The organism is Rhodococcus sp. EPR-157, from assembly GCF_001647195.1.
Classification (GTDB): Bacteria; Actinomycetota; Actinomycetes; order Mycobacteriales; family Mycobacteriaceae; genus Rhodococcoides.
On sequence record NZ_LVCV01000571.1, the window covers coordinates 1 to 19,137 of the forward strand.

General features: G+C 64.1%; 21 protein-coding genes and 1 riboswitch. Of the genes, 3 read left to right on the forward strand and 18 right to left on the reverse strand.

The genetic code is table 11. From position 1 onward, the window contains the following. The 4 genes from A2J03_RS25015 to A2J03_RS25030 form a co-directional block, all read right to left on the reverse strand. On the reverse strand, positions 1-963 hold a 963-nt coding region (locus A2J03_RS25015; RefSeq protein ID WP_068379510.1), incomplete at its 3' end, for an MFS transporter. Then, complete coding sequence (locus tag A2J03_RS25020) at positions 960-1,610, reverse strand: GntR family transcriptional regulator (protein ID WP_068379513.1); 651 nt, start codon at positions 1,608-1,610, stop codon at positions 960-962. The genes A2J03_RS25020 and A2J03_RS25015, both read right to left, overlap by 4 nt. 59 nt (positions 1,611-1,669) lie before the next feature. After that, positions 1,670-1,867: a hypothetical protein gene (locus A2J03_RS25025; protein WP_068379516.1), complete on the reverse strand. Its 198-nt coding sequence runs from the start codon at positions 1,865-1,867 to the stop codon at positions 1,670-1,672. A 111-nt stretch (positions 1,868-1,978) separates the two neighbouring features. Then, positions 1,979-2,368 (reverse strand): DUF2752 domain-containing protein, encoded by a 390-nt coding sequence (locus A2J03_RS25030; RefSeq protein ID WP_068379519.1) that lies wholly within the window; start codon positions 2,366-2,368, stop codon positions 1,979-1,981. A 156-nt stretch (positions 2,369-2,524) separates the two neighbouring features. Between A2J03_RS25030 and A2J03_RS25035 the strand changes: the two genes are divergently transcribed. Then, positions 2,525-3,394: a glycosyltransferase family 2 protein gene (locus A2J03_RS25035; RefSeq protein WP_068379523.1), complete on the forward strand. Its 870-nt coding sequence runs from the start codon at positions 2,525-2,527 to the stop codon at positions 3,392-3,394. 22 nt (positions 3,395-3,416) lie between these two features. On the opposite strand, the gene A2J03_RS25040 is transcribed toward A2J03_RS25035, so the two are convergent. Together A2J03_RS25040 and A2J03_RS25045 are read right to left on the reverse strand one after the other, a co-directional pair. Further along, positions 3,417-3,764, reverse strand: coding sequence for a plastocyanin/azurin family copper-binding protein (locus tag A2J03_RS25040; protein WP_231912708.1), 348 nt, complete (start codon positions 3,762-3,764; stop codon positions 3,417-3,419). A gap of 10 nt (positions 3,765-3,774) precedes the next feature. Continuing rightward, positions 3,775-4,398 carry a hypothetical protein gene (locus A2J03_RS25045; protein WP_068379526.1) on the reverse strand — a complete coding sequence of 208 codons (624 nt, stop codon included), beginning with the start codon at positions 4,396-4,398 and terminating at the stop codon, positions 3,775-3,777. A 162-nt stretch (positions 4,399-4,560) separates the two neighbouring features. On the opposite strand from A2J03_RS25045, the gene A2J03_RS25050 reads away from it, so the two are divergent. After that, on the forward strand, positions 4,561-4,995 hold the full coding sequence (locus tag A2J03_RS25050) for a hypothetical protein (RefSeq protein ID WP_068379606.1): 435 nt from the start codon (positions 4,561-4,563) through the stop codon (positions 4,993-4,995). Positions 4,996-5,002: 7 nt separating this feature from the next. Here A2J03_RS25050 and A2J03_RS25055 read toward each other — a convergent pair whose 3' ends face one another. From A2J03_RS25055 to A2J03_RS25110, 12 genes are all read right to left on the reverse strand, one after another. Further along, complete coding sequence (locus A2J03_RS25055) at positions 5,003-6,169, reverse strand: Dyp-type peroxidase (protein ID WP_068379529.1); 1,167 nt, start codon at positions 6,167-6,169, stop codon at positions 5,003-5,005. Further along, positions 6,162-6,638: a copper chaperone PCu(A)C gene (locus A2J03_RS25060; protein WP_068379532.1), complete on the reverse strand. Its 477-nt coding sequence runs from the start codon at positions 6,636-6,638 to the stop codon at positions 6,162-6,164. The genes A2J03_RS25055 and A2J03_RS25060 overlap by 8 nt, the downstream gene beginning before the upstream one ends. Next, entirely contained in the window at positions 6,635-8,029 is a 1,395-nt protein-coding gene (locus tag A2J03_RS25065; RefSeq protein ID WP_231912709.1) for a PepSY-associated TM helix domain-containing protein, read from the reverse strand. Before A2J03_RS25065 ends, A2J03_RS25060 begins: the two co-directional genes overlap by 4 nt. 143 nt (positions 8,030-8,172) lie before the next feature. After that, positions 8,173-8,691 carry a hypothetical protein gene (locus A2J03_RS25070; protein WP_442971407.1) on the reverse strand — a complete coding sequence of 173 codons (519 nt, stop codon included), beginning with the start codon at positions 8,689-8,691 and terminating at the stop codon, positions 8,173-8,175. 29 nt (positions 8,692-8,720) lie between these two features. Further along, complete coding sequence (locus A2J03_RS25075) at positions 8,721-9,413, reverse strand: (2Fe-2S)-binding protein (RefSeq protein WP_068379535.1); 693 nt, start codon at positions 9,411-9,413, stop codon at positions 8,721-8,723. Further along, positions 9,410-10,177, reverse strand: coding sequence for an ABC transporter ATP-binding protein (locus A2J03_RS25080; RefSeq protein WP_068379538.1), 768 nt, complete (start codon positions 10,175-10,177; stop codon positions 9,410-9,412). Before A2J03_RS25080 ends, A2J03_RS25075 begins: the two co-directional genes overlap by 4 nt. Beyond that, on the reverse strand, positions 10,174-11,262 hold the full coding sequence (locus tag A2J03_RS25085) for a FecCD family ABC transporter permease (RefSeq protein ID WP_068379541.1): 1,089 nt from the start codon (positions 11,260-11,262) through the stop codon (positions 10,174-10,176). Before A2J03_RS25085 ends, A2J03_RS25080 begins: the two co-directional genes overlap by 4 nt. After that, positions 11,262-12,251 carry an ABC transporter substrate-binding protein gene (locus A2J03_RS25090; RefSeq protein WP_068379544.1) on the reverse strand — a complete coding sequence of 330 codons (990 nt, stop codon included), beginning with the start codon at positions 12,249-12,251 and terminating at the stop codon, positions 11,262-11,264. Before A2J03_RS25090 ends, A2J03_RS25085 begins: the two co-directional genes overlap by 1 nt. A gap of 101 nt (positions 12,252-12,352) precedes the next feature. Continuing rightward, positions 12,353-12,497: riboswitch (cobalamin riboswitch) on the reverse strand. A gap of 2 nt (positions 12,498-12,499) precedes the next feature. Then, positions 12,500-14,566: an FUSC family protein gene (locus A2J03_RS25095; protein ID WP_068379548.1), complete on the reverse strand. Its 2,067-nt coding sequence runs from the start codon at positions 14,564-14,566 to the stop codon at positions 12,500-12,502. 38 nt (positions 14,567-14,604) lie between these two features. Further along, the gene (locus tag A2J03_RS25100; protein ID WP_068379551.1) at positions 14,605-15,906 is read right to left on the reverse strand and encodes a GAF domain-containing protein; all 1,302 of its coding nucleotides are present in this window, start codon (positions 15,904-15,906) and stop codon (positions 14,605-14,607) included. A gap of 45 nt (positions 15,907-15,951) precedes the next feature. Further along, on the reverse strand, positions 15,952-16,719 hold the full coding sequence (locus A2J03_RS25105) for an acetoin reductase (protein ID WP_068379554.1): 768 nt from the start codon (positions 16,717-16,719) through the stop codon (positions 15,952-15,954). Then, positions 16,716-17,771 carry a 2,3-butanediol dehydrogenase gene (locus tag A2J03_RS25110; protein WP_068379557.1) on the reverse strand — a complete coding sequence of 352 codons (1,056 nt, stop codon included), beginning with the start codon at positions 17,769-17,771 and terminating at the stop codon, positions 16,716-16,718. Before A2J03_RS25110 ends, A2J03_RS25105 begins: the two co-directional genes overlap by 4 nt. A 181-nt stretch (positions 17,772-17,952) precedes the next feature. Here A2J03_RS25110 and A2J03_RS25115 point away from each other — a divergent pair, with 181 nt between their 5' ends. Then, entirely contained in the window at positions 17,953-19,071 is a 1,119-nt protein-coding gene (locus tag A2J03_RS25115; RefSeq protein ID WP_068379560.1) for a hypothetical protein, read from the forward strand. Positions 19,072-19,137: the final 66 nt, after the last annotated feature.

Here is a 19,137-nt window from a genome sequence, read left to right on the forward strand (position 1 = left end):
AACGGCGGCGGCGATCAACGCGGCGGCGATGGTGAGCACCGATGCCGCCCACGCCGCGAGCAGCATGCCCACGACGAGAATCGTCAGCGCGACGAGGGCACCGCGTGCTGCGTCGGGGGTGTCTATTCTGCGTCCGACGGCCTGGATCCCGAAGCCGGCGCCGAGTGCGATGACGGACATCAACGCGGACAACGCAATCGGGTGACCCCCGCTTCGATCGGCCATCAGCGAGGGCAGCACGGCGTACGCGACACTAGCCGCGCCGAACACCCACGGCGCGAGCGGGACGACGATGGTCAGGAAGCGCCGGTGCGTCGCGGCTGGAATCTTCAGGTCGTCGATCAACGGTGCGCGCATCGCGCGGGGCATCGCGCTGCGTGTCTCGGGCACGGTGACCATCCCGACTCCGGCGGCGATGCAGATGCTGACATGCACCACGTAAGCGAGATGGGTCGGCCACGGTGCCCACTGGGCGAGGATGCCCGCGACGCCGGCGCCGAGTGCAAAACCTGCAGTGAGGCTCATCGCCTGACGACGCGCACCTGCGCCCGGGGCACTCTGCGGATCCAACGCGGACAGTTCCTTGATCCAACTACCGCCGACCGCCATGCCGATTCCGAGCGCGACGCCACTGAGGATGCGTCCGCCGAACAGAATGCCCGCGGTGTCGGCGCCGAACGCAATGAGGATCGACCCGGCGGCGGCCACCGCCGTCGCGGGCAACATGATCGGGCGCCTACCGACCCGGTCGGACAAGGGTCCGCAGATCAGCAGAGCCGGAACGATTCCGATGACGTACGCGAACAGGAACATGTCCACGGCAACGGCCGAGAACCCGTGTTCGAGGCGGTACATGACCAGCAGCGGGGTGAACTCGTTTCCGCCCCACGCCACTGCGAACAATCCGGCTGCCACGAGAATCCACTGCCGGGTTTTCGTCTCGGTCGACGCCGTGAGTGTCATCTCGTGCCCCTGTCGTTCAGTCCGTGCGTTCGACGCATGTGCGTGTCGACAGCGGTCGCGAATCCGTCCACGTCGGCCGCCTCGATCGAGTCCGCAAGTTCGCGATGTTCGTCGACGATTTGCGACAGCTGATCCGGGTCTCGCGCCAGCGAATGTGTCGTCATCCGTCGCTGCCGCTCGCGGAGTCCGTCGTAGAACGCATCGAGCAATGGGTTGCCGCCTGCTCGCACGATCAGCCGGTGGAAGTCGGCGTCGGCCGCGCTGAACTCGGCCCTCGTTCCGGTGGCTGCGATCTCGCTTTGCCGTTCGAGGTTTGCCCGCAGCGAGGCGACGAGTTGCTCGCGGACCGGATCGTCGGCTGCGAAGGTTCGAACACTGCCGGTTTCGACGAGCCACCGTGCGGAGACCACATGCTCCGCCTCGCCGGGTGCGATGGACACGACCAGTGCGCCGCGTTTGGGGTAGAGCCGCATCCAGCCTTCGACCTGCAGGCGGAGGAATGCCTCGCGGACGGGTGTTCGGCTCATCTCCAAGCGGCTGGCAATGTCGCCCTCGCTGACCAGCTCACCGCCGGGGAGTTCGCCCGTGACGATCATTTCCTTGACCGTCACGTAGGCCTGCTCGGAAGCTGAATACGACTTAGACACGACATAGATACTAGACGACTCGGCCTTGCTATCCACATCGGGCAGACAATGCAGCTACGTCAGGGCGCCCAGTATTTCGTGGCAAGCTGGTCGACCAGCGGGTCGTCGTCGGCCACCTCGTCGAGCGCAGCGAGGTCGTCCCTGATCGCGACGAAACGGGGGTCGTCGCCCTCGGCCACTTCGGCATCGGTGCCGCCGTCGCCCTCCAGCTGTTCGAGCATCTTCGCCCGAACGCGGACCTTGAGGGTGTCGCTCATTCGTCGTCACCCTTCTTGAACACTCGACGGGCAGTCGGGATCAACACCACCAGCGCGCCTACCAGAACCACTACCGAGAACACTTCGAGCCACACGGTCTGCTCCTCTCCTTCAGGGGGCCAGCCAACTTCCAGCGGACAAGTTCCTGAGCACGGTGAACGCAAGAACGATGGCCACTCCGGACACAACTACCCATCGCGACGGGGCCCGCGATCTGCGGCCCCGAACCCAGAGACCCCATGCGACCACTCCCACACCGAGAAGTAGTACCGCGAGCACATTCGACGACGCAGCCGATACGAGATCTCCTCGAACCAGATCACCGAAAGCTCTGGTCGCTCCGCATCCAGGGCACCAGAGTCCGGTCAGTGCATGAAATGGACACGGGAGATACGTCGAGGTGCGCGGATCGCGGACATAGAGCGCCGCCCCCGCTGCAATCGCCAGCGCTGCGACGGCGAGGGGCGCGGCACGAGCTCTACGCGGCGCGGCGACGACCATCGGCCCACGATATCGTGATCGCTCGAACCGCGCTCGAAAGAAACCGGAAGTATGTTCGACGGCGTTCTCGCGGGTCGAATATCGACTAGCGCCTTCGATTTCAGAGACCTTTTGGTTTGTTGACCGAAAGCAATTTCCCGAATATCGTGCTCGATCATGGCAACACCCACGCTGTCGGTAATCGTGCCCGTATACAACGAGGAAAACTACATCGCAGAATGCCTCGAGGCGCTGCTGACGCAAGCGGACGAAATCTCGGAAATAATTGTAGTGGACAATGGTTCGACCGATTCGACTCTTCGCATTGTCGATAGCTTCGAAAATCGATCGTCCAAAGTGAAAGTACTGCACGAAACGCGACGAGGTGTCGCATATGCCCGGAATACCGGATTCGATGTTGCCGCCTCCGAGATACTCGGACGCGTGGACGCAGATAGCCGTGTCAGCCCAGGCTGGGCGCGCTCGGTCAAAGACTTCCTAGGACGCGAGGACGCCGCATGCGTCGGTGCAGTGAGCGGGCTCAACAATTCTTACGACTCACCGTTTCGTTCACTGAAGGGCTGGTTCGTTCGTAGACAAATCCGGCGCGGAATCTTCGGCGGCGAACGCAGGATAAAGAATCTCCATGGTGCGAATATGGCGATTCGAAAGTCCGTGTGGAATTCGGTGTCCGATTCGGTCAGCGTCGCATCGGATATTCACGAAGATCTCGATCTGGCGCTCACCCTTGTTCACCGAAATGTCGAAATCGCACAATTGACCGAAATGCACGTCGACATTTCACCGAGGCGCGCGCTCACGCCGCCCATCGAATTCTTCAAGTACATAGATTCGGGCACGAAGACACTCGAATTGCACGGAAGGTCGACCAAGCGCACAGCTCGTGCGTTGCGCGTCCACTGGACGTTCCACATCCTGCTCTTCGTACTGCATCGCCCCTACGATCCGAGCATCGGCCGATACTCGCTCCGCTACCTGCGCCGACAGGAGAGGGCACGCGGACTTCCGATCGACGTCACGGTCTAACCCTCGGACGCGTGGTCGTACGTCAGGGGACGACGATCACACTCCCGATCATGTCGGGATGCGGCGTGCAGTGATAGCTGTAGGTCCCCGGCTCGGTAAAGGTGTGCGTAAAGGTGCTGGACACCATCAACGGACTGCGGAACGCGCGATCGTCGGCCACGACATCGTGGGCCATACCGCCGTCCTCGAAGACCCAGGTCACGGTCTCACCGACCGATACCGTGATCTCCGACGGCGAATACGAGCGGTCGGCGACCATCACCTGGTTCGGCAGGGGTGGGGCCGCCGGTTCGGGGGCCACGTCCGACGAACACCCGACCATCGTCGACAAAACGAGAACTGCACCCAGCACAGCGAACGGTGATCTCACCCGTCCTACGTTACGGACCGGCGTGTTCGGCGGCCTGCGCGTCCCCTTCCGCCTTGGCTTGCGCTGCGGTCCTCTGGGTGAACTTCACGGCGCTGACCAGCAACACGATCGGGATCACCCAGTTGCACACCAGGTCGACCGTACGGGCGCCACTTGTTTCGGCCTCACCGATCGGATCGAGGGCGCCGGCGATGAAGTGGGAGGCAGCCATGACAACCAACACGATGCCCCATCCCGCGCTGATCTTGCGGTTGGTCGCGTGGAATCGCGGGGAATCCCAGAAGGCCTTGTCGACGCTCTCCCGCGCATACTGCTCGGTGAACGGGACGGTGAAGGCCGACACGAGCATCACCACGCCGAGGATGAGAGTGGTACCTCCCCGTGCAAAGTTGGCGAGAAACTCGTCGACATCATGGCCTGCGATGAACCCGACCGCCGCGATGGCGGCGAACGTCACCACGCCTGCGATGTCGATGAGTTTCACTCCACTGCCGCGCTGGTAGAACGCGACCGCGATCGCTGCAACTGCCGACAAGGTCGCGGCGAGGGCGACCTGGTTGTCGCCGAGCCGGGCAGTGAGGATCGAAAACAGAAACCACGGCACCAAGCCGATAACCATCTGACCGAACTTCATAGCAGGCCACACTGCCTGTTTTGCGCACTCCAGGCTCGTCACCCGTGATAATTCACCCGTCGAGGGTGGGGCACTCCGCGCGACCGGAAGTGACAAGAGGTGCCGGCTCATGAGCTCGGGTAACATCACCGCCGAATCGTTCGACCGAGAGGCTCCATGTTCATGACGACACACCGTGCCCGTACCAGCGCCGCTGCGTTGGCGACACTGCTGATCGTCCTTGCGACGGCAATTCTCGGCGCAACATCCGCGCAGGCGCGTCCCACACAGTTCGCTCCGGCCGGTCAGATCAGTGCGACCATCGGATTCGACCCGGCAGCCGTCATCGAGTGGCGGTTGGACCAGTCGATCATCAACCAACCGATCTTCGTGCGCACCGACCCGTACTTCCCGGGTCTCACCGACTTCTCCCTCAACAACTGGTGCAACTGCGCCATCAACTGGTTCAATCACACCACCGGCGAGGGCGGCGTCGCGTTCCCCGGACCGCTGCCCGCCGGACCGATCCGAACCGGCTCGGGCGATGTCTCCGCCTGGACCGACATCCCCGGCGGGTTCACGCTCATCCGCGGCGTCGGCAACTGGTGGGTCCCCTAGTAGTGCCTCACAGGAGCTCCTGACCCAGAAATCCGCCCTCGGAGACACCCGCCGGAATCGCGAACACCGCCGAACCGATCGGCGTCGTCCACTCGTTGAGCGCGTCGTGCTCGTCGAGTCGCTGCTGGACCGGCAAGAACTGGGTGCCGATATCACGCTGAAACGTAGCGAAAATCAGTCCTGAGTTGCTTGTCACCTCACCCGACGAGGGCTCGTCGTAGTTGTACGCCCGCCGAAAGAACTGTTCACCGGCATGGGTATGGCGTGCTCGTGCGATGTGCGACGCCGGCGAGATCACCGGAATTCCGAACCGATCCGTGGCGTCGAAATCGGCCTCGTCGTGCTCGAACTGCCCGGTGAGCGGCGCACCGGTATCCAACGTGCGACCGACTGCGAATTCTCTTCCGCCACGATCCAATTCGTCCCAGGTGTCGAGCTCGATTGCGATTCGACGGACGACCATCGAGGTCCCCCCGTCTCGATTCCAGACGAGAGAGTCGAAGTCGACCGCAGGGTCCGGATTGACGGTGCCGTCGACCTGACCCATGAGGTTGCGCATCGTGGTCCCTGACTTCTGTGCACCTCGCGCCGAGCGGAAGCCCCGCTGAACCCATCGTATCGACGCCATCGTTCGGACGTTCTTCGTCAGCACCCGTACCGCATGCGCGACGGTAAGAGGGTCGTCGGCGCAGACCTGCAAGAGCACATCGCCGTCGCTCCACTGGGTTTCGAGTCGATCGATACCGAACGGGGGCAACGCCTCGACCGGAGACGGTATACCTGCAACGGAGAACGCGCCCGGCCCGAGACCTACCGTGATCGTGAGAGCGGAAGGCTCCTGCGCCAGTTCGGGTTCCGTGTCCGCCAGCGCCGGTAGTCCCTGCGTCAGCCTCGCCGCGTCGGTCGTCCAGATCTTCAAAGCGGAGATCAACTGATCTCGTCCGGCACCATCGCGCAGGTCGAGTGCGACGAACGTGCCGTGAGCCTGAGGAGAAGTCGCGATTCCTGCTTGGTGTACTCCGAAGAACGACAACGACTCTCGACCGAATACCGGCTCCCCGGATTCTCGGGTGTATCCGTAGGCCACTCCCGCGGCACCGAGGGCAGCGACGCCTCCTGCGAGGAGGCGTCGCCGACTGATCTCCGTGCCACGCTGTGGTGCCGTGCTACCCACCGTAGTTTTCTTCTGCGCCTGGGAATTCGCGGACCTGCGCGGTGAACGTCGAGGAGGAACCGTCTTCGAAGGTCAGCGTGATGTCGGTGTCGTTACCGGGGGTGAGCGGTGACGTCACGTCCATCAACATGAAATGATCCCCACCCGCTTGGAGAATCTTCGTCTGCTCGGCCGCAACAGTGAAGCCGCCCTCCTTGGGCTTCATCACCATCGAACCGTCTGCAGCACTTACTACCTCGTGCAGTTCCATCATCGAGGACGCTGGAGACGCCGCAGATACCACCCGCACCTGCGACTCGCCCGTATTCTGGATCTCGGCGAAGGCCGAGGTCATTCCGGTGTCGGTGGCTTTGACCCATGCTTCTCTGACGGTCACCGAATCCGCCTCTGTGCTCGGGGTTTCGGTACTGCAACCCGCCACCAAGGCGAGTGACGACAGGGCGATGAGCATTGCTGTGACTATCTTCATGATGATGTCTCCAATGTACGAGTGCGATGCCGAAGCCCGATCAGGGCGTCAGCGAGGAGGAAGGCGACCAGGCTGATCCCGAGCAGCGGGACGAACCACCCGACCACCGTGGTACCGGCTGCGAGTGACGCGATCTGCCATGCGGGCAAGCGGCGCATCGCCCCGCGAGAAGGCAAGTGCCCCTTGGGTCGGCGTTGCCACCACATGAGGTACCCACGCACGATGACGGTGACCAGTGCGACGGCGAGGAGCGCCAGGGCGATCTGGTTGGCCAGACCGAACAAGATCCCCATGTGCAGGGCGATGCCCCACGTCGCGAGTTTCGCTGCCAATGGCCAGTCGGAGAACCAGTTCGTGTCGACGATGGTGTCGGTGTTTGCGTCCACGGCGACGGAACTCGTCGAGAACACCCAGGGCTGCCTGGTCTGCGAGACGACGAAAGCCCTGTCCGCTGCGGCGGGAACAGTCACTTCGACGGCCCCGTCGATCCCGGCCGCGCGGGCGGTGCCGAGGACGGCGTCCAGGCGTCCGATTCCGGCGTCGAGCGCACTTTCCTCGGCCGGCATGTTATGGCCGCTGTGATCACCGGACGCCGGCGCTGCATTGCCGCTGATGGACGAGCTCACCGTCGGCGTCGTCCAACTCAGGGAGGTTCTGAGTTCGCTGATGTTCTCGCCTGCATATTTCGACCAGGTGAGGCCCGTCGCCGACAGAAAGACCAAGCCGACCGCGATCCAGATCCCCACGCCACCATGCCAGTTGCGTGTCCGCGCCCGGCCGGTGACCGACCTGTCGACCGTGAGCAGTCGACCTCCGCGGCGATACCGCCGCACCCACAGGACGACACCGCCCAGTGCGACGATCCACATCCAGGAGGCGGCGAGTTCGCTGTAGATGCGCCCCGGTTCACCGAGGTGCAGGTGTCGGTGGAATCCACTGATCCACGTACGCATGGGAAGTGCGCCACTGCTGCCGTACACGACGGATTCGCCGACCGATTCCGCCGTGACCGGGTCGATGAACACTGCTCGTCGTTCGGATTCGCCGAGCGACGGATCGGTGAACATGACGCGAGTGGTGTCGCCTGGCGCAGCGGCGGGCCGCACAGCATGGACGGTGAGATCGGGCCTGATCTGTGTTGCGGCGTCGACTTGTTCGGCGACCGAGGTGGTGGGTCCGGTCGAATCGGTGTGCAGTAGGTCGGAATAGAGGATGTTCTCGGCCGTCGGCGCGAGTGCGTAGAGGCCTCCGCTGAGGGCAGCGATGAGAATGAACGGTGCGATGAGTATTCCTGCATAGAAGTGAAGCCTCATCACCAGGGACGGTGGAGGCGGAGAAGGGTCGGATGCCGACGGCCCGATTTCGGGCACGACTGTGTCGGTTGTGGACATGGGTGTACTCGATTCGTCTGAGAATTCGAAAGTCGCTCGGTGGCTACGGCTCCGCCCTAGTGGCGCGGTTGAGTGCACCCCAGTGCGCTTAACCGTGCCACTGGGGGCGGAGCCCCCATTACCGAGAGATGAGGAAGGAAAATTCAGACGAGGCAGGGAGGCCCGCGAGTACCTGCCCCCGAGCACACCAGCAGGCGGAGAACGACTTTCGGTCGGTAGTCCGTCTGATTCGCACGCTCGGTGTCGGACACCGGCAGTACGACGCCGAGCACGGGAAGTATCCGTCGCAGTACGGACAGCGCGTGGCTGTAACCGACGATGGCACCGCGGATGAGTATCGCGCACAGCACCGTCGCACACGCGTGCGCCGCCAGCATGGACGGCGTGAGGCCAGCGCCGTGGTGGTGTTCGCTCGCGATGGTGAGAATCGCGTGCCCGAGCACCTGGCCGAGGGCGAGAACGAACATCGTAGGAACACGGTCGCCCAGAATCGTCACGGCGCCGCCCACGGCCGCACTGACGACCACCAGCAGCACGAGCGCCGATTCGCTCGGCATCATGACCCCGCCGCCGACACCGTGCGCGCCGATACTCAACGCGCCGGACGCAGCACCGACGAAGGCGCCACGCATCCGTCCGCGAGCGTCGGGCACGGTAGTCATGCAGACACCCTAGTCGACTACTACGGAAGCTAGTAGCGAGCTGCGGCCTCGAGGCCGCGCAGCCGATCGGACGGTGTCCGACGTGGACAACTCGTGCACATGTCCGCCTCCTCCGTGACGAACAACAGACAGCATGAGCAGCGACGAGTGAACCTTCGGCCGGCGACGTCCACGAAACGGGGAGCCGGCATGGGCGCAGCCATCTGTTCGACCAGCTGTTCGGCGAAGGCACTGCCGAGCAATCTGTCGCCCAGGGCGGCCCCGACGTCCAGACTTCGGTTCGCGATCGAGTCCGTCGCGATGGCCCACAGCGCCCGCGATCGCGCTCCCGATGCAACAGACAGCGCGCCGATGATGCCGGTGAACGCCGAGGTCAACCTCTCGGGCAGCAGCTCCGCGGCGATAGTCCGGTCGGTCACCACACCACCGAGGTAGCCGTTCGAGCGAAGGAAGCATCGCGCGTCCTCGAGCGTCGGATCAGCCGCCTCCCCCGTGACCATGACGGTGGCAACTGCCACGAACGCCAACGTCGAACTTGCCGAATACCACCACAGCGTTCCGTTCACGCGCGCATCGGCACAGTTCCACCGTTTGCCTGTCTCGACGACTCGCGCCCGCATCCAGTCCGTATCGAGCATCGACGACGCCGGGAGGTCGAACGGACCCTGCAGGTACTCCTCCAGACCCGGCACCCTCTTTGCGGCCTCCGCGTAGACCGTCATGCCAGTCCGTCAATATCTATGACGGGACGCGGATGCGCGCGCACCGTCGCGCGGATGCCGAATACGTCTGCAAGCAACCGATCGGTGAGGGTCCGGGCGGTCTCCCCGGCGGCGACGACACGCCCTGCGTCGAGCACGGCGAGCGACGTGCAGTACTCGACGGCCAAACGCAGATCGTGCACGGTGACGACGATGGCGAGGCCGTCCGCGGCCAGATCCCGGACGGCGTTCATCACGACGAGCTGATGCCTCAGGTCCAGGTGGTTCGTCGGTTCGTCGAGCAGCAGGATTCGAGGTTGCTGGGCCAACGCCCGAGCGATAGCGACGCGCTGGCGCTCGCCACCTGACAACGATCCGACGTCGCGGTCGGCGAGAGCCGTCAGGTCGACCCGGCTCAACGAGTCCGTCACGATGGCGTCGTCGGCCGCACTCCCGGAAGAGAACCAACCACGATGCGGTACCCGGCCGAGTGCAACGGATTCTCGAACCGTCAGTCCCACCGACGCTTCCGGTTCCTGAGTCCCGACGCCCACCGTCCGCGCAAGTTCCGATCGGGCCATGGAGTGGGCGTCGGCATCGTCGACCAGCACAGTGCCCGCCGACGGCGTCAGCGCGCGGTAGCAGCACCGTAGCGCCGTGGTCTTGCCCGAACCGTTGGGCCCGACCAGCCCCAGTATCTCTCCTGGTTGCACGTCGAAGTTTATGCCGTGCAGCACTTCTCGACTACCGAGACGTGCCTTCACGTCGAGCACCGAGAGCGTCATCGCCCAACCTTCCCGTATTGCCGGTAGAGCATGAAGACGAAGATCGGTGCGCCGACGAGCGCCGTGACGACTCCGACCGGCACCTCGGTACTGCGCGCGATCGACCGGGCGAGGGTGTCGGCGCCGACCAGCGCGATCGCCCCGAGCAGCGCAGCGACCGGCAGCAATCTCAGTGCCCTGGTTCCGACAATGTACCCCGCCAGATGCGGTACGAGCAGCCCGACGAATCCTATTCCGCCACCAACGGATACAGCAGCTCCCGCCAGCATGGAGACCGCGAGTAGCTGGATCACGCGGAAGCGTCGCACATTCAGCCCGAGCGCTGCGGCGCCGTCGTCACCGGTCTTGAGTAGGTCCAATCTCGGGGCGCCGATCAACAGGGCCGTTCCGATCACCAGCAACGCCAGTGTGGGAAACGTCAATGTCGACCACCGCGCGTCCCCGAATCCACCGGCGAGCCAGTGCAATACACCGCTCAAAGTGTGCTCGTCCGCGAACACCAGAAGCGTGAAGGTGATCAGCGCCGAGAACACACTTCCCAGCGCGACGCCGACCAGAACGATCGCCGTCGACTGCGGGTACCGACCGCCGATGAGCAACGCCAGGAACAGCGGAATCATCGCCCCGATGAATGCCGCGGTCGGAATCGTGAAGACGCCGAGCGTCCCGGCCCCGATTCCGAGCGTCATCACCAGCACGACACCGAAGCCTGCGCCCGAAGAAACTCCGAGCAGGTACGGGTCGGCCAGCGGATTGCGGGTCACTGCCTGCGCGACGCCACCTGCGATGGCCAGCGACGCGCCGACGACCGCGGCGGTCAACGTTCGCGGCAATCGAGATTCGACGACGATCACTGCGCGCGCCTCGGTCCACCACGATTCGAAGGCTCCCGGCATGAGCCGATGCGCGACGATCGCCCACACGTCGCCGACGGGAATTCGCACGGATCCGAACGACACCGCCGCCGCGATCGACACCAGCAACACGGCAATCAGCATCGCCACGATCATTCCGAACCCCACTCGCGAACGCCGTCGCACCTGGGATTGCGCGGGTGCGGTTCGGGTCGGGGCCATCGTCGACATCACGACTGGAACCGGTCCGGATGAAGGCTGCGAGCGATGGTGTCGACGCTCGTCACCAGCCGTGGGCTTTCGAAGAAGTCGTCGAGGGGGACGACGATGAAGTTGTTCTGCTGCACGGCGGGAGTCGTCGCCACGATGGGCTGGTTCTTCAGAAAGTCGATCTTCTCTTGCGCGGACGTCTCGCCGTAGTCGAGAACGACGATGGCCGCAGGTGAGCGTTCGCCGACGATCTCCCACGTGGTATCGAGATACGGCCGTTCACCTTCGGGGAAGATGTTGGCGGCGCCTGCGTGATCGGCGATCAGCTGCCCGACGCCGACGCCGCCGATCGTCATCGGCACGTCTTGACCGGAGTCGTAGAAGAAGGTCGGGGTCGGAGTGACGCCCTCCAGCCTCGTGCCGACCGCGTTCAAGCCGTCGACGACGCCGTCGGTGACCGCGTCCGCTGCGCCCTCGACACCGAGGACATCGCCGAGCTGGGAGAAGTCGACTTCGAGCATCCCGATGTCCGGGAACCCCAAACCGCAGTATTCCGAGAAGAGGAACGTCGGTATTCCCAGCTCGGCGAAGGTCTGCCGCGATCGACCTTCCTTGTCGTCGAACGCGCTGCGCATACCGCCGACCACGAGGTTCGGCTCGAGATCGAGAATCTGCTCCTTGGTGGGGTACTCGTCGGCAAGACCGTCGATCCGCGCGAACTCCTCGGCCGTTTCGGCAGTGGGTGTGGCGTTGCGGTAGCCCATCCCGACGATGCGATCCGCGACGCCCATCTGGATGAGGACCTCGGTGACGTGATCGTTCATCGAGACGATGCGTCGAGGTGGCGCGTCGAACTCGGCTGTGACATCGCAATTGGTGATCGACACGGGTTCGGCGAACTTGGTCACCGGGGGCGATGCGTCGGCTGTGTCGCCGCGGGAACAGCCCGCAAGTACAAGAACGGATCCGATCGCCACAGCGCAGACGACGGAGGGGGTGGAGCGTGACATGAGAACCTCACTTGGAGCTGGAGAGCCACGAAATGAGAGTCGGGTGCGCAGCAAAAAACGGCCACGCGCTGGACTGCCGATTCGTAGACCACGACGAATGGGTGTCGCACACACAGCCGCTGGGTAATCGGGCTCGCCGCCTCCGCTACAGAGTCGGCCCACCGTTGCGGGTCAGCGCCGGATTTCGACCGGCTTCCCCCTGCGACTGGCTAGCTTGGTGCTTCGCTCAGCAGTATGCACTGAAGAACTCAGACCCGTGTGAGCGCCTCCCCCATCGTGCGATTCAGTGTGCCGAGCGATCGGACCGCGCTGCGGACCGGACCGGGCGTCGTGGCCCCGGTGAGCATGACGTCGGTGGCGGAGGTGTCGGTCAGCTTCTCCGGCGGCTCGACGTGCTCGCCCGCGAGGGCCCGTTTGACGTTCTCGATGGTCGCCTTGGTGACGTCGGCGGCCTCCCGAAGCGCCCGCGACGTCTCCTCCGACGGCGTGCGCGACGGTTCGCCGCGAGAGGCTCCGACACCGGCGCGGGCAAGTGCGTGCGACGACCGATTGCTGACCGTCATGATCCGCATCAGCCGCTTGACTCCTCGGCGCGTCCGCGTCGTCGGACCGATCTCCAACGGCTTGCCTGCAGTGACAACGTCTTTGAGCGCGTTGTCGAGCGTGCGCATGTCGGCCACCAAGTCCGTCCGAGTACCCGGTTCGACGACCGATCCGATGCTGGTGTCGATGATGGCGATCATGAGGTCGAGATAGTCGTCGATCTTGTCGAACATCGTCGTTCTGGTGCCGGTGGAGAAGATGAAGTACGCCGACGCGATTCCGACGAGCCCACCCGCCGCCGTTTCGTAGATCCGCAGTTCGAGTACCTCGATGCTGAAGGTGCCGAGCAGCCCGTACAGCATGGCGAGCATGACGGTGATGAAGAACGACAGCAACGCGTAGGCGACCGTGACGAGGTAGAAAGCGAAGAACACGCAGACCACGAGCAGCATTAGCTGTAGCGGCTGATTGTTTCCGACCAACGCAGCCAGTAGAACTCCCGCAACGACTCCCGCGATGGTCCCGACGACGCGATGGCCCGCACGCGAGAGGATTTCACCCCGCGTCGATGCACCGGTGAACACGAGAAAGGCTGTCAGCACCGCCCAATACCACCGGTCGGGCGAGATGATCTCACCGAGAACCGTTGCAGCGCTGGTCGCGACAGCAACCTGAATCGCGGCTTTGGTACTCGGATTCAATCCGGTCGGCTCGTCGTCGACCTTCTCGGGCTTCTCCTCGGGTACGGGCGCGGACTTCAGCGCATTGCTGGTGATGTGATGAATGGCGATGTGTGCCTGCACTGCTCGCATCGCGACTGCGGTGGCGATGCCGGCCTGAGTGGATGAATCCGCCCTGTCGGCCGCGGCAGCAGCAAGGCGTCGGGCAGCCCGCAGTTGGTCTTCGGACGGATTGTTCTGCAGACAGGAACCGAGTGCTGTCGTCGCCTGCCCGAGCGAATCCGGCCACGCGTTCTTCGGGTCGAGCGCCCACAGCGCACTGACGAGTTGTTCGGTGGCGATCTGCGCGTCGAAGATGCGGACGGACAGATCGTCGTTCGTGACACTGAGGAGTTGAGCAGCATCGTTGCGGTCGAGCCAGTCGTCGATCATCAGAGCCGTGCTGCCGAGTTTGTCGAGCCTCTTGCGCAGCAGGTCCAGATTCCGATCACCCCTGTTCGACGCCACCTCGAGCACGTCGATCGACGCGGCCCGCAATGCCCGCACGAGACGCTTAACCTCGAGCCCCGGCCGATCGGGAAGAATCACCGTGCGCACCAGAATCGACAATGCGACACCGCACACGATCGACACGGCGAGCATCGGAATCTGCCCCGGTTCGGCGCGGAGGAACAGAGCGAAGAAATAGCAGATGAACGCGACCATCCCGAGCGCGTTTCCGCGCGGGCCGTAGCGCCGCACCCACACAGCAGCGAAGAGGACGGCGATGAATCCGACGTCGGCCACTTTCCCGAACTGTGACAGGACCGCCGACAGTGACACGGCCGCGATGGCAGGGAAGACCAGGAGCATCGACGTGATCACGCGGCTGCGCTGGTCCTTGTCCTTGACCGCCGCGGAGGCTTGCATCGCGACGACCGTTCCCAACAACGCGATGGTCAGCGGTTGGCCGACGAGATGTGCGCCGGGCAGAAGGACAGCCATTGCGAGTACGACGGTGATCGTGGTGGTGGATGCAGATCGAAGTCGCAACCGACCGGGGTCGGACACCGCGAGGAAGCGGAGCGTCTCCTGGATGAATCGAGCAGCCATCGCTCGAGCTTATGCGGCAGACAGTGATGTTCGAGCTGTCACGCGAGGCGCAACCGCACGATCGCCGGAGCCGTGGAATGCGGAAGCAACCTACTCATGTCGGCGGGAAGCAGGAGGTCGATGGTCGCCGAGTCGTCGAACCGATACGGCTGGGTCTGGACTATCCCCGACAGGTGCTTGCGCAACCTCGACATCTCGGCACGAACGGTGATGGCCCGCCCGTCGTCACCGAACAGATCCGCCGCCATCTGCGCGGCACTGCGACCTTCCCGGTTGACGGCGAGCAGGCACAGGATCTCCGCATGTCGGGGCGTGGGTTCGTGCGTCCATTCACCGACCTCGCTGCGAATCTGCACGCGAGTCTGCTGCGGGTGCCGAAGATCGATACAGACCGTGGTGACGTTGCCGGTTTCCGAGGGGGTTCCGTCCTCACCGGCGCCCGTGGGACGGACCAACCAACCGCCGGGGAGCGGCTCGAAATCGCACACCCCCAGGGCAGGCATCCAGAACCGGCCAGTAGCAAGGTCTTCCGGGAGCAAGACTCGGTTGCGAAGCGCTACCGATTCGACTGCGGCGACCCACCCGTTGGAGTCCACTGCGAGCGCTGGGGACTGCAACCTCGCGAGCATCGGGGCAGCCACAGATCTGAGCCGATCGAGATTCTGCCGATGATGCTCCCGCAGTTGCGATTCCGCCAACCGTGCAATGGCGTCGACCAAGGCCAACGTCGTCGGGTGGACGGTGCTCGCCGGACCACTGACGTCCACTGCCCCGATCACGTGTCCGGTTCGCGGATCCTTGATGGGGGCTCCCGCACAGGTCCATGGATGATGGCTGCGCACATAGTGTTCGGCCGAGAAGATCTGCACCGCTCGCCTCGACACCAGGGCGGTACCGATTGCGTTGGTACCGACCGAATCCTCCGCCCAGCTTGCTCCTTCGACGAAGCCCAGCCCATCCGCGCGGTCCAGTACCGCCGCCGAGCCGCTGCGCCACAGCACCCGTCCGCGCCGATCAGCAACCACCAGAATGTTGTCGCCGTCCTGCACCACCGATTCGAGACCGCGGGCGAGGTCGTCGAGTATGTCGAACAACCCCGATTCCCGACGGCTCAGCTCGAGATCCGACACGTCGATCTGCTGATAGGCAACGCTGCGCTGCTCGGGGTCGATGCCGAGGGTCTGCAACCGTCGCCACGACTCACCGACCACATCACGCGGACGGGCAGGCGCCCTTCCTCCTGCCATCGTCGCGTCGTAGACCGCAGTGAGGATCTGCGCGTAGCGACGCGGGTCTTCACCGGCGGCCAGCGCAGGTTCAGGGCCTGTCGACTGTGTCATCACCGACAATTGTGCTCCAAATCACTTCGAGTGTGCAAAGGCGGGTCAGCGGAAGACCAGCCCACCGTCGATCAGGCCCGCCTGACCAGTCATGTAGTCCGAATCCGGCCCGGACAGGTACGACACGAACGCTGCCACATCCTCCGGCGTCTGCGCCCACCCGAGAGCGATGCCGCCCACGAACTTGTCGTACGTCTCACCCTCGGCTGCACCGGTCAGTTCGGCGAAACGCTTGTCGATGGTCACCCACATATCGGTGCCCACGACACCCGGGCAGTACGCATTGACGGTGATGCCGTGCGCCGCGTACTCCTTGGCGGCGGCCTGCGTCAATGCCCGAACGGCGAACTTCGTCGCACTGTAGACGCCGAGCATCGCGAAGCCGTCGTGTCCAGCGATCGACGAGGCGTTGATGATCTTCCCCTTCTGGCCGAGCGCCTTGAATTTCGCTGCGGCAGCTTGGATTCCCCACAGCACACCGTCGACGTTCACGGCCCAGATCTTCCGTACATCGTCCGGACGGACGTCGTCGATGGGGGCAACCTGCGCGATACCGGCATTGTTGACCATGACGTCGAAGCCGCCGTGGGCCTCGTGCGCATGGTCGACGGCTGCGAAGACCGCATCACGGTCACTGACGTCGGCGACGAATGTCGTTGCTTTGCTGCCGATCCCGCGAACCTCGGCAGCCACGTTCTCGATCTTCTCGGGCGCCAGGTCGACGAGCGCGATGTCATGCCCGTCGGCGGCCAGTCTCAGCGCGATTCCGCGGCCGATCCCCTGGCCGCCGCCGGTGACGAGTACGACGCTCATGCGCGTCCCTCGCTCGGATCGACCAGAACCTTCATCTTCGTGCCCGCGTGGAGCGCCTCGAAACCGTCGTCGATGACCGATTCGAGCGCAATCTTGTCCACCCAGCCGGTCGTGTCGTACGTGCCCTGCGACATCAGATCGATGACGGCGTCGTAGTCCGCCGAGGTGTAGCAGAGCGAACCCTGGATCCGTGATTCGTTCATCACGATCTTCTGAAGCGGTGTCATCAAGGGCTTTTCGTAGATGGCGACGCTGATCAGCGGCTTGCGGGCGCCGATGCACCCCAGCGCGGTTTCGACTGCAGGTTGCACACCCGCAGCGTCGTAGATCGCGTCGGCGCCGCGGCCGTCGGTCTCGTCGGCGATGAACCCGACGACGTCGATCGATGTCGGGTCGAGAGTCTTCGCGCCCAATGCCTCGATCGATGCCCGACGCGTCGGCGACGGTTCCACGACGAACACGTTGTCGAGCCCCTTACCGCGCAGGGCGAACCACAGGCCGATGCCGATCGGGCCGGCACCGAACACCATCGCGGTGTCGTCGGGGGCGGGGTCGCCGAGCGTCGCGGCATGGAACGCGACGGACATCGGTTCGACGAGCGCGCCCAGCTCGAGCGACACGTTGTCCGGCAGCTTGTGAATCATGTTCGTCGGGACGACGGTGTACTCGGCCATGCCGCCGTCGGACATCAGTCCGTGAAAACCGATTTGCTGACAGATGTTGTAGTTGCCTGCCCGACACGGTCCGCAATGGCCGCAGCGGTACAGCGGCTCGATGGCGACGCGGTCGCCTACCTGAATGCCGGTGACGCCCTTGCCGACCTCGGTGATCGTGCCGGAGAACTCGTGGCCCAGCACCAGCGGCAACTGCTGGCCGGTCAACGGGTGCGGCTCGGTGGGGATGAAGATCGGTCCCGCGTAGTACTCGTGCAAGTCGGTGCCACAGATGCCGTTGAAGCCGACCTGAACTTTCACTTCGCCCTCACCTGGTGAGGGTTCGGGGACATCGGCGATCTCCACCTTGTTCGGGCCGTAGTACACAGCTGCGCGCATCGGTTACTCCTTCGGTCGGTTCGATGCACTCATATCTATGTGACCTGACCCACACAGCAACAGGGTTGCAGCGCGTTGCATTCGCCCCACGCCGTGCAACCCTCGGCAACCCTGACGAATCTGCTGTGATCCAGCTCATAGTTACGGCGCCCTTGTCCCCGCCTCCCAGGAGAGCCGATCCATGACCACCACAGCAAGCTCCAGTCCTGTTTCCACACAACCGGTCTCGAAACCTCGAGGCCACTGGTTCACCTTCGGATCGGCAAATCTCGCCGTCGTCGTCGTACTCTCGCTCGCCACCTGGTACCTGCTCGCCGATCCGACGACCAGTCCGTTCTCGTTCTACCCGCTGCCGTTCAACGCGGCCCTGTTCTGGGCGATCCTGTTCATCGTCTTCATCGGATTCGACTGCGAATTCGCCGGATTCGATACACTCGCCCAACCGTTGCGCGGGCTGGCCATCCTGGCGTCGACCGGGTTGTTCGCAGTGGCCGTGACCTGGCTGCTCGGCAGTGGCGTCGGCTCGCTGTTCCCCGACTTCGCCGGAACTCGCGAGGGCGGACTCGGTTACTTCGCCGGCGCGCTCTTCGTCCTGTTCGGCTTCGCGACGTGGGTGATGGTCGTGCTGAACTGGCAGCATTGGCCGTGGACTGCACTGGGGATGAAACAGCCGCTGATCGGGCTGTGCGAGATCGCGTTCGTCGCAGTCCCAACGCTGGCCCTGTACTTCGTGTTCGGGCTGCCGTCTGTCTCGCTGTCCGCGACCGAACCGCTGATGACGGTCGATACTGTGCTCGGTTGGTTCTATTCGATGGTCGTCGCCGTGATCCTCACCGGCCAGACGCTCGACAACTGGCCATGGAAGCTGTTCGGCGGTGGCGGCAGGACCGCACTCGCCGCAACCGTCGGGAATGTGGTTCTCGGAACCGCCATCTACTTCCTGATGGTCCCGCTCGCGAAGCTCCTCCTCGGCTCGACGGCGACGGCCGAACTCGGCAGCGTCGTGAATCAGTTCCCTGCCCAGATCGGCGTGTGCTGGGCGTTCTGGATGATTTTCTGGGCCAACGGTTTCGGCAACAAGTTCGGCCCGGCGGTCCGTGCCGCACTCACCTTCGCGCTCGCGCTCGGCACCTTCTTGTTCTACTACCGGTTCGCCGCCGAACACATCCTGCACGAACCCGAGGTGGCAACAGGCCTGAGCGGCAATGCGCTCGGCTTCGTCGACTGGCTGGTGCTCTGGACGCTGATCTATGTCGTCGGATTCCAGTCGTTGGGCCTGAAGAGACTGTCGCCGGCGTGAGCCACGTCACGTGCAACCCACTGCAACTCTCGACCCGGCAGACAAGAAGGAGTGTGCTGGGTCACA

Bases quoted from the DNA above. Each gene is read 5' to 3' on its own strand.
- A2J03_RS25025 (WP_068379516.1), bottom strand. From the start codon at position 1,867: ATGAGCGACACCCTCAAGGTCCGCGTTCGGGCGAAGATGCTCGAACAG.
- A2J03_RS25030 (WP_068379519.1), bottom strand. From the start codon at position 2,368: ATGGTCGTCGCCGCGCCGCGTAGAGCTCGTGCCGCGCCCCTCGCCGTC.
- A2J03_RS25035 (WP_068379523.1), top strand. From the start codon at position 2,525: ATGGCAACACCCACGCTGTCGGTAATCGTGCCCGTATACAACGAGGAA.
- A2J03_RS25045 (WP_068379526.1), bottom strand. From the start codon at position 4,398: ATGAAGTTCGGTCAGATGGTTATCGGCTTGGTGCCGTGGTTTCTGTTT.
- A2J03_RS25050 (WP_068379606.1), top strand. From the start codon at position 4,561: ATGACGACACACCGTGCCCGTACCAGCGCCGCTGCGTTGGCGACACTG.
- A2J03_RS25060 (WP_068379532.1), bottom strand. From the start codon at position 6,638: ATGAAGATAGTCACAGCAATGCTCATCGCCCTGTCGTCACTCGCCTTG.
- A2J03_RS25065 (WP_231912709.1), bottom strand. From the start codon at position 8,029: ATGTCCACAACCGACACAGTCGTGCCCGAAATCGGGCCGTCGGCATCC.
- A2J03_RS25070 (WP_442971407.1), bottom strand. From the start codon at position 8,691: ATGACTACCGTGCCCGACGCTCGCGGACGGATGCGTGGCGCCTTCGTC.
- A2J03_RS25075 (WP_068379535.1), bottom strand. From the start codon at position 9,413: ATGACGGTCTACGCGGAGGCCGCAAAGAGGGTGCCGGGTCTGGAGGAG.
- A2J03_RS25080 (WP_068379538.1), bottom strand. From the start codon at position 10,177: ATGACGCTCTCGGTGCTCGACGTGAAGGCACGTCTCGGTAGTCGAGAA.
- A2J03_RS25085 (WP_068379541.1), bottom strand. From the start codon at position 11,262: ATGTCGACGATGGCCCCGACCCGAACCGCACCCGCGCAATCCCAGGTG.
- A2J03_RS25090 (WP_068379544.1), bottom strand. From the start codon at position 12,251: ATGTCACGCTCCACCCCCTCCGTCGTCTGCGCTGTGGCGATCGGATCC.
- A2J03_RS25095 (WP_068379548.1), bottom strand. From the start codon at position 14,566: ATGGCTGCTCGATTCATCCAGGAGACGCTCCGCTTCCTCGCGGTGTCC.
- A2J03_RS25100 (WP_068379551.1), bottom strand. From the start codon at position 15,906: ATGACACAGTCGACAGGCCCTGAACCTGCGCTGGCCGCCGGTGAAGAC.
- A2J03_RS25105 (WP_068379554.1), bottom strand. From the start codon at position 16,719: ATGAGCGTCGTACTCGTCACCGGCGGCGGCCAGGGGATCGGCCGCGGA.
- A2J03_RS25110 (WP_068379557.1), bottom strand. From the start codon at position 17,771: ATGCGCGCAGCTGTGTACTACGGCCCGAACAAGGTGGAGATCGCCGAT.
- A2J03_RS25115 (WP_068379560.1), top strand. From the start codon at position 17,953: ATGACCACCACAGCAAGCTCCAGTCCTGTTTCCACACAACCGGTCTCG.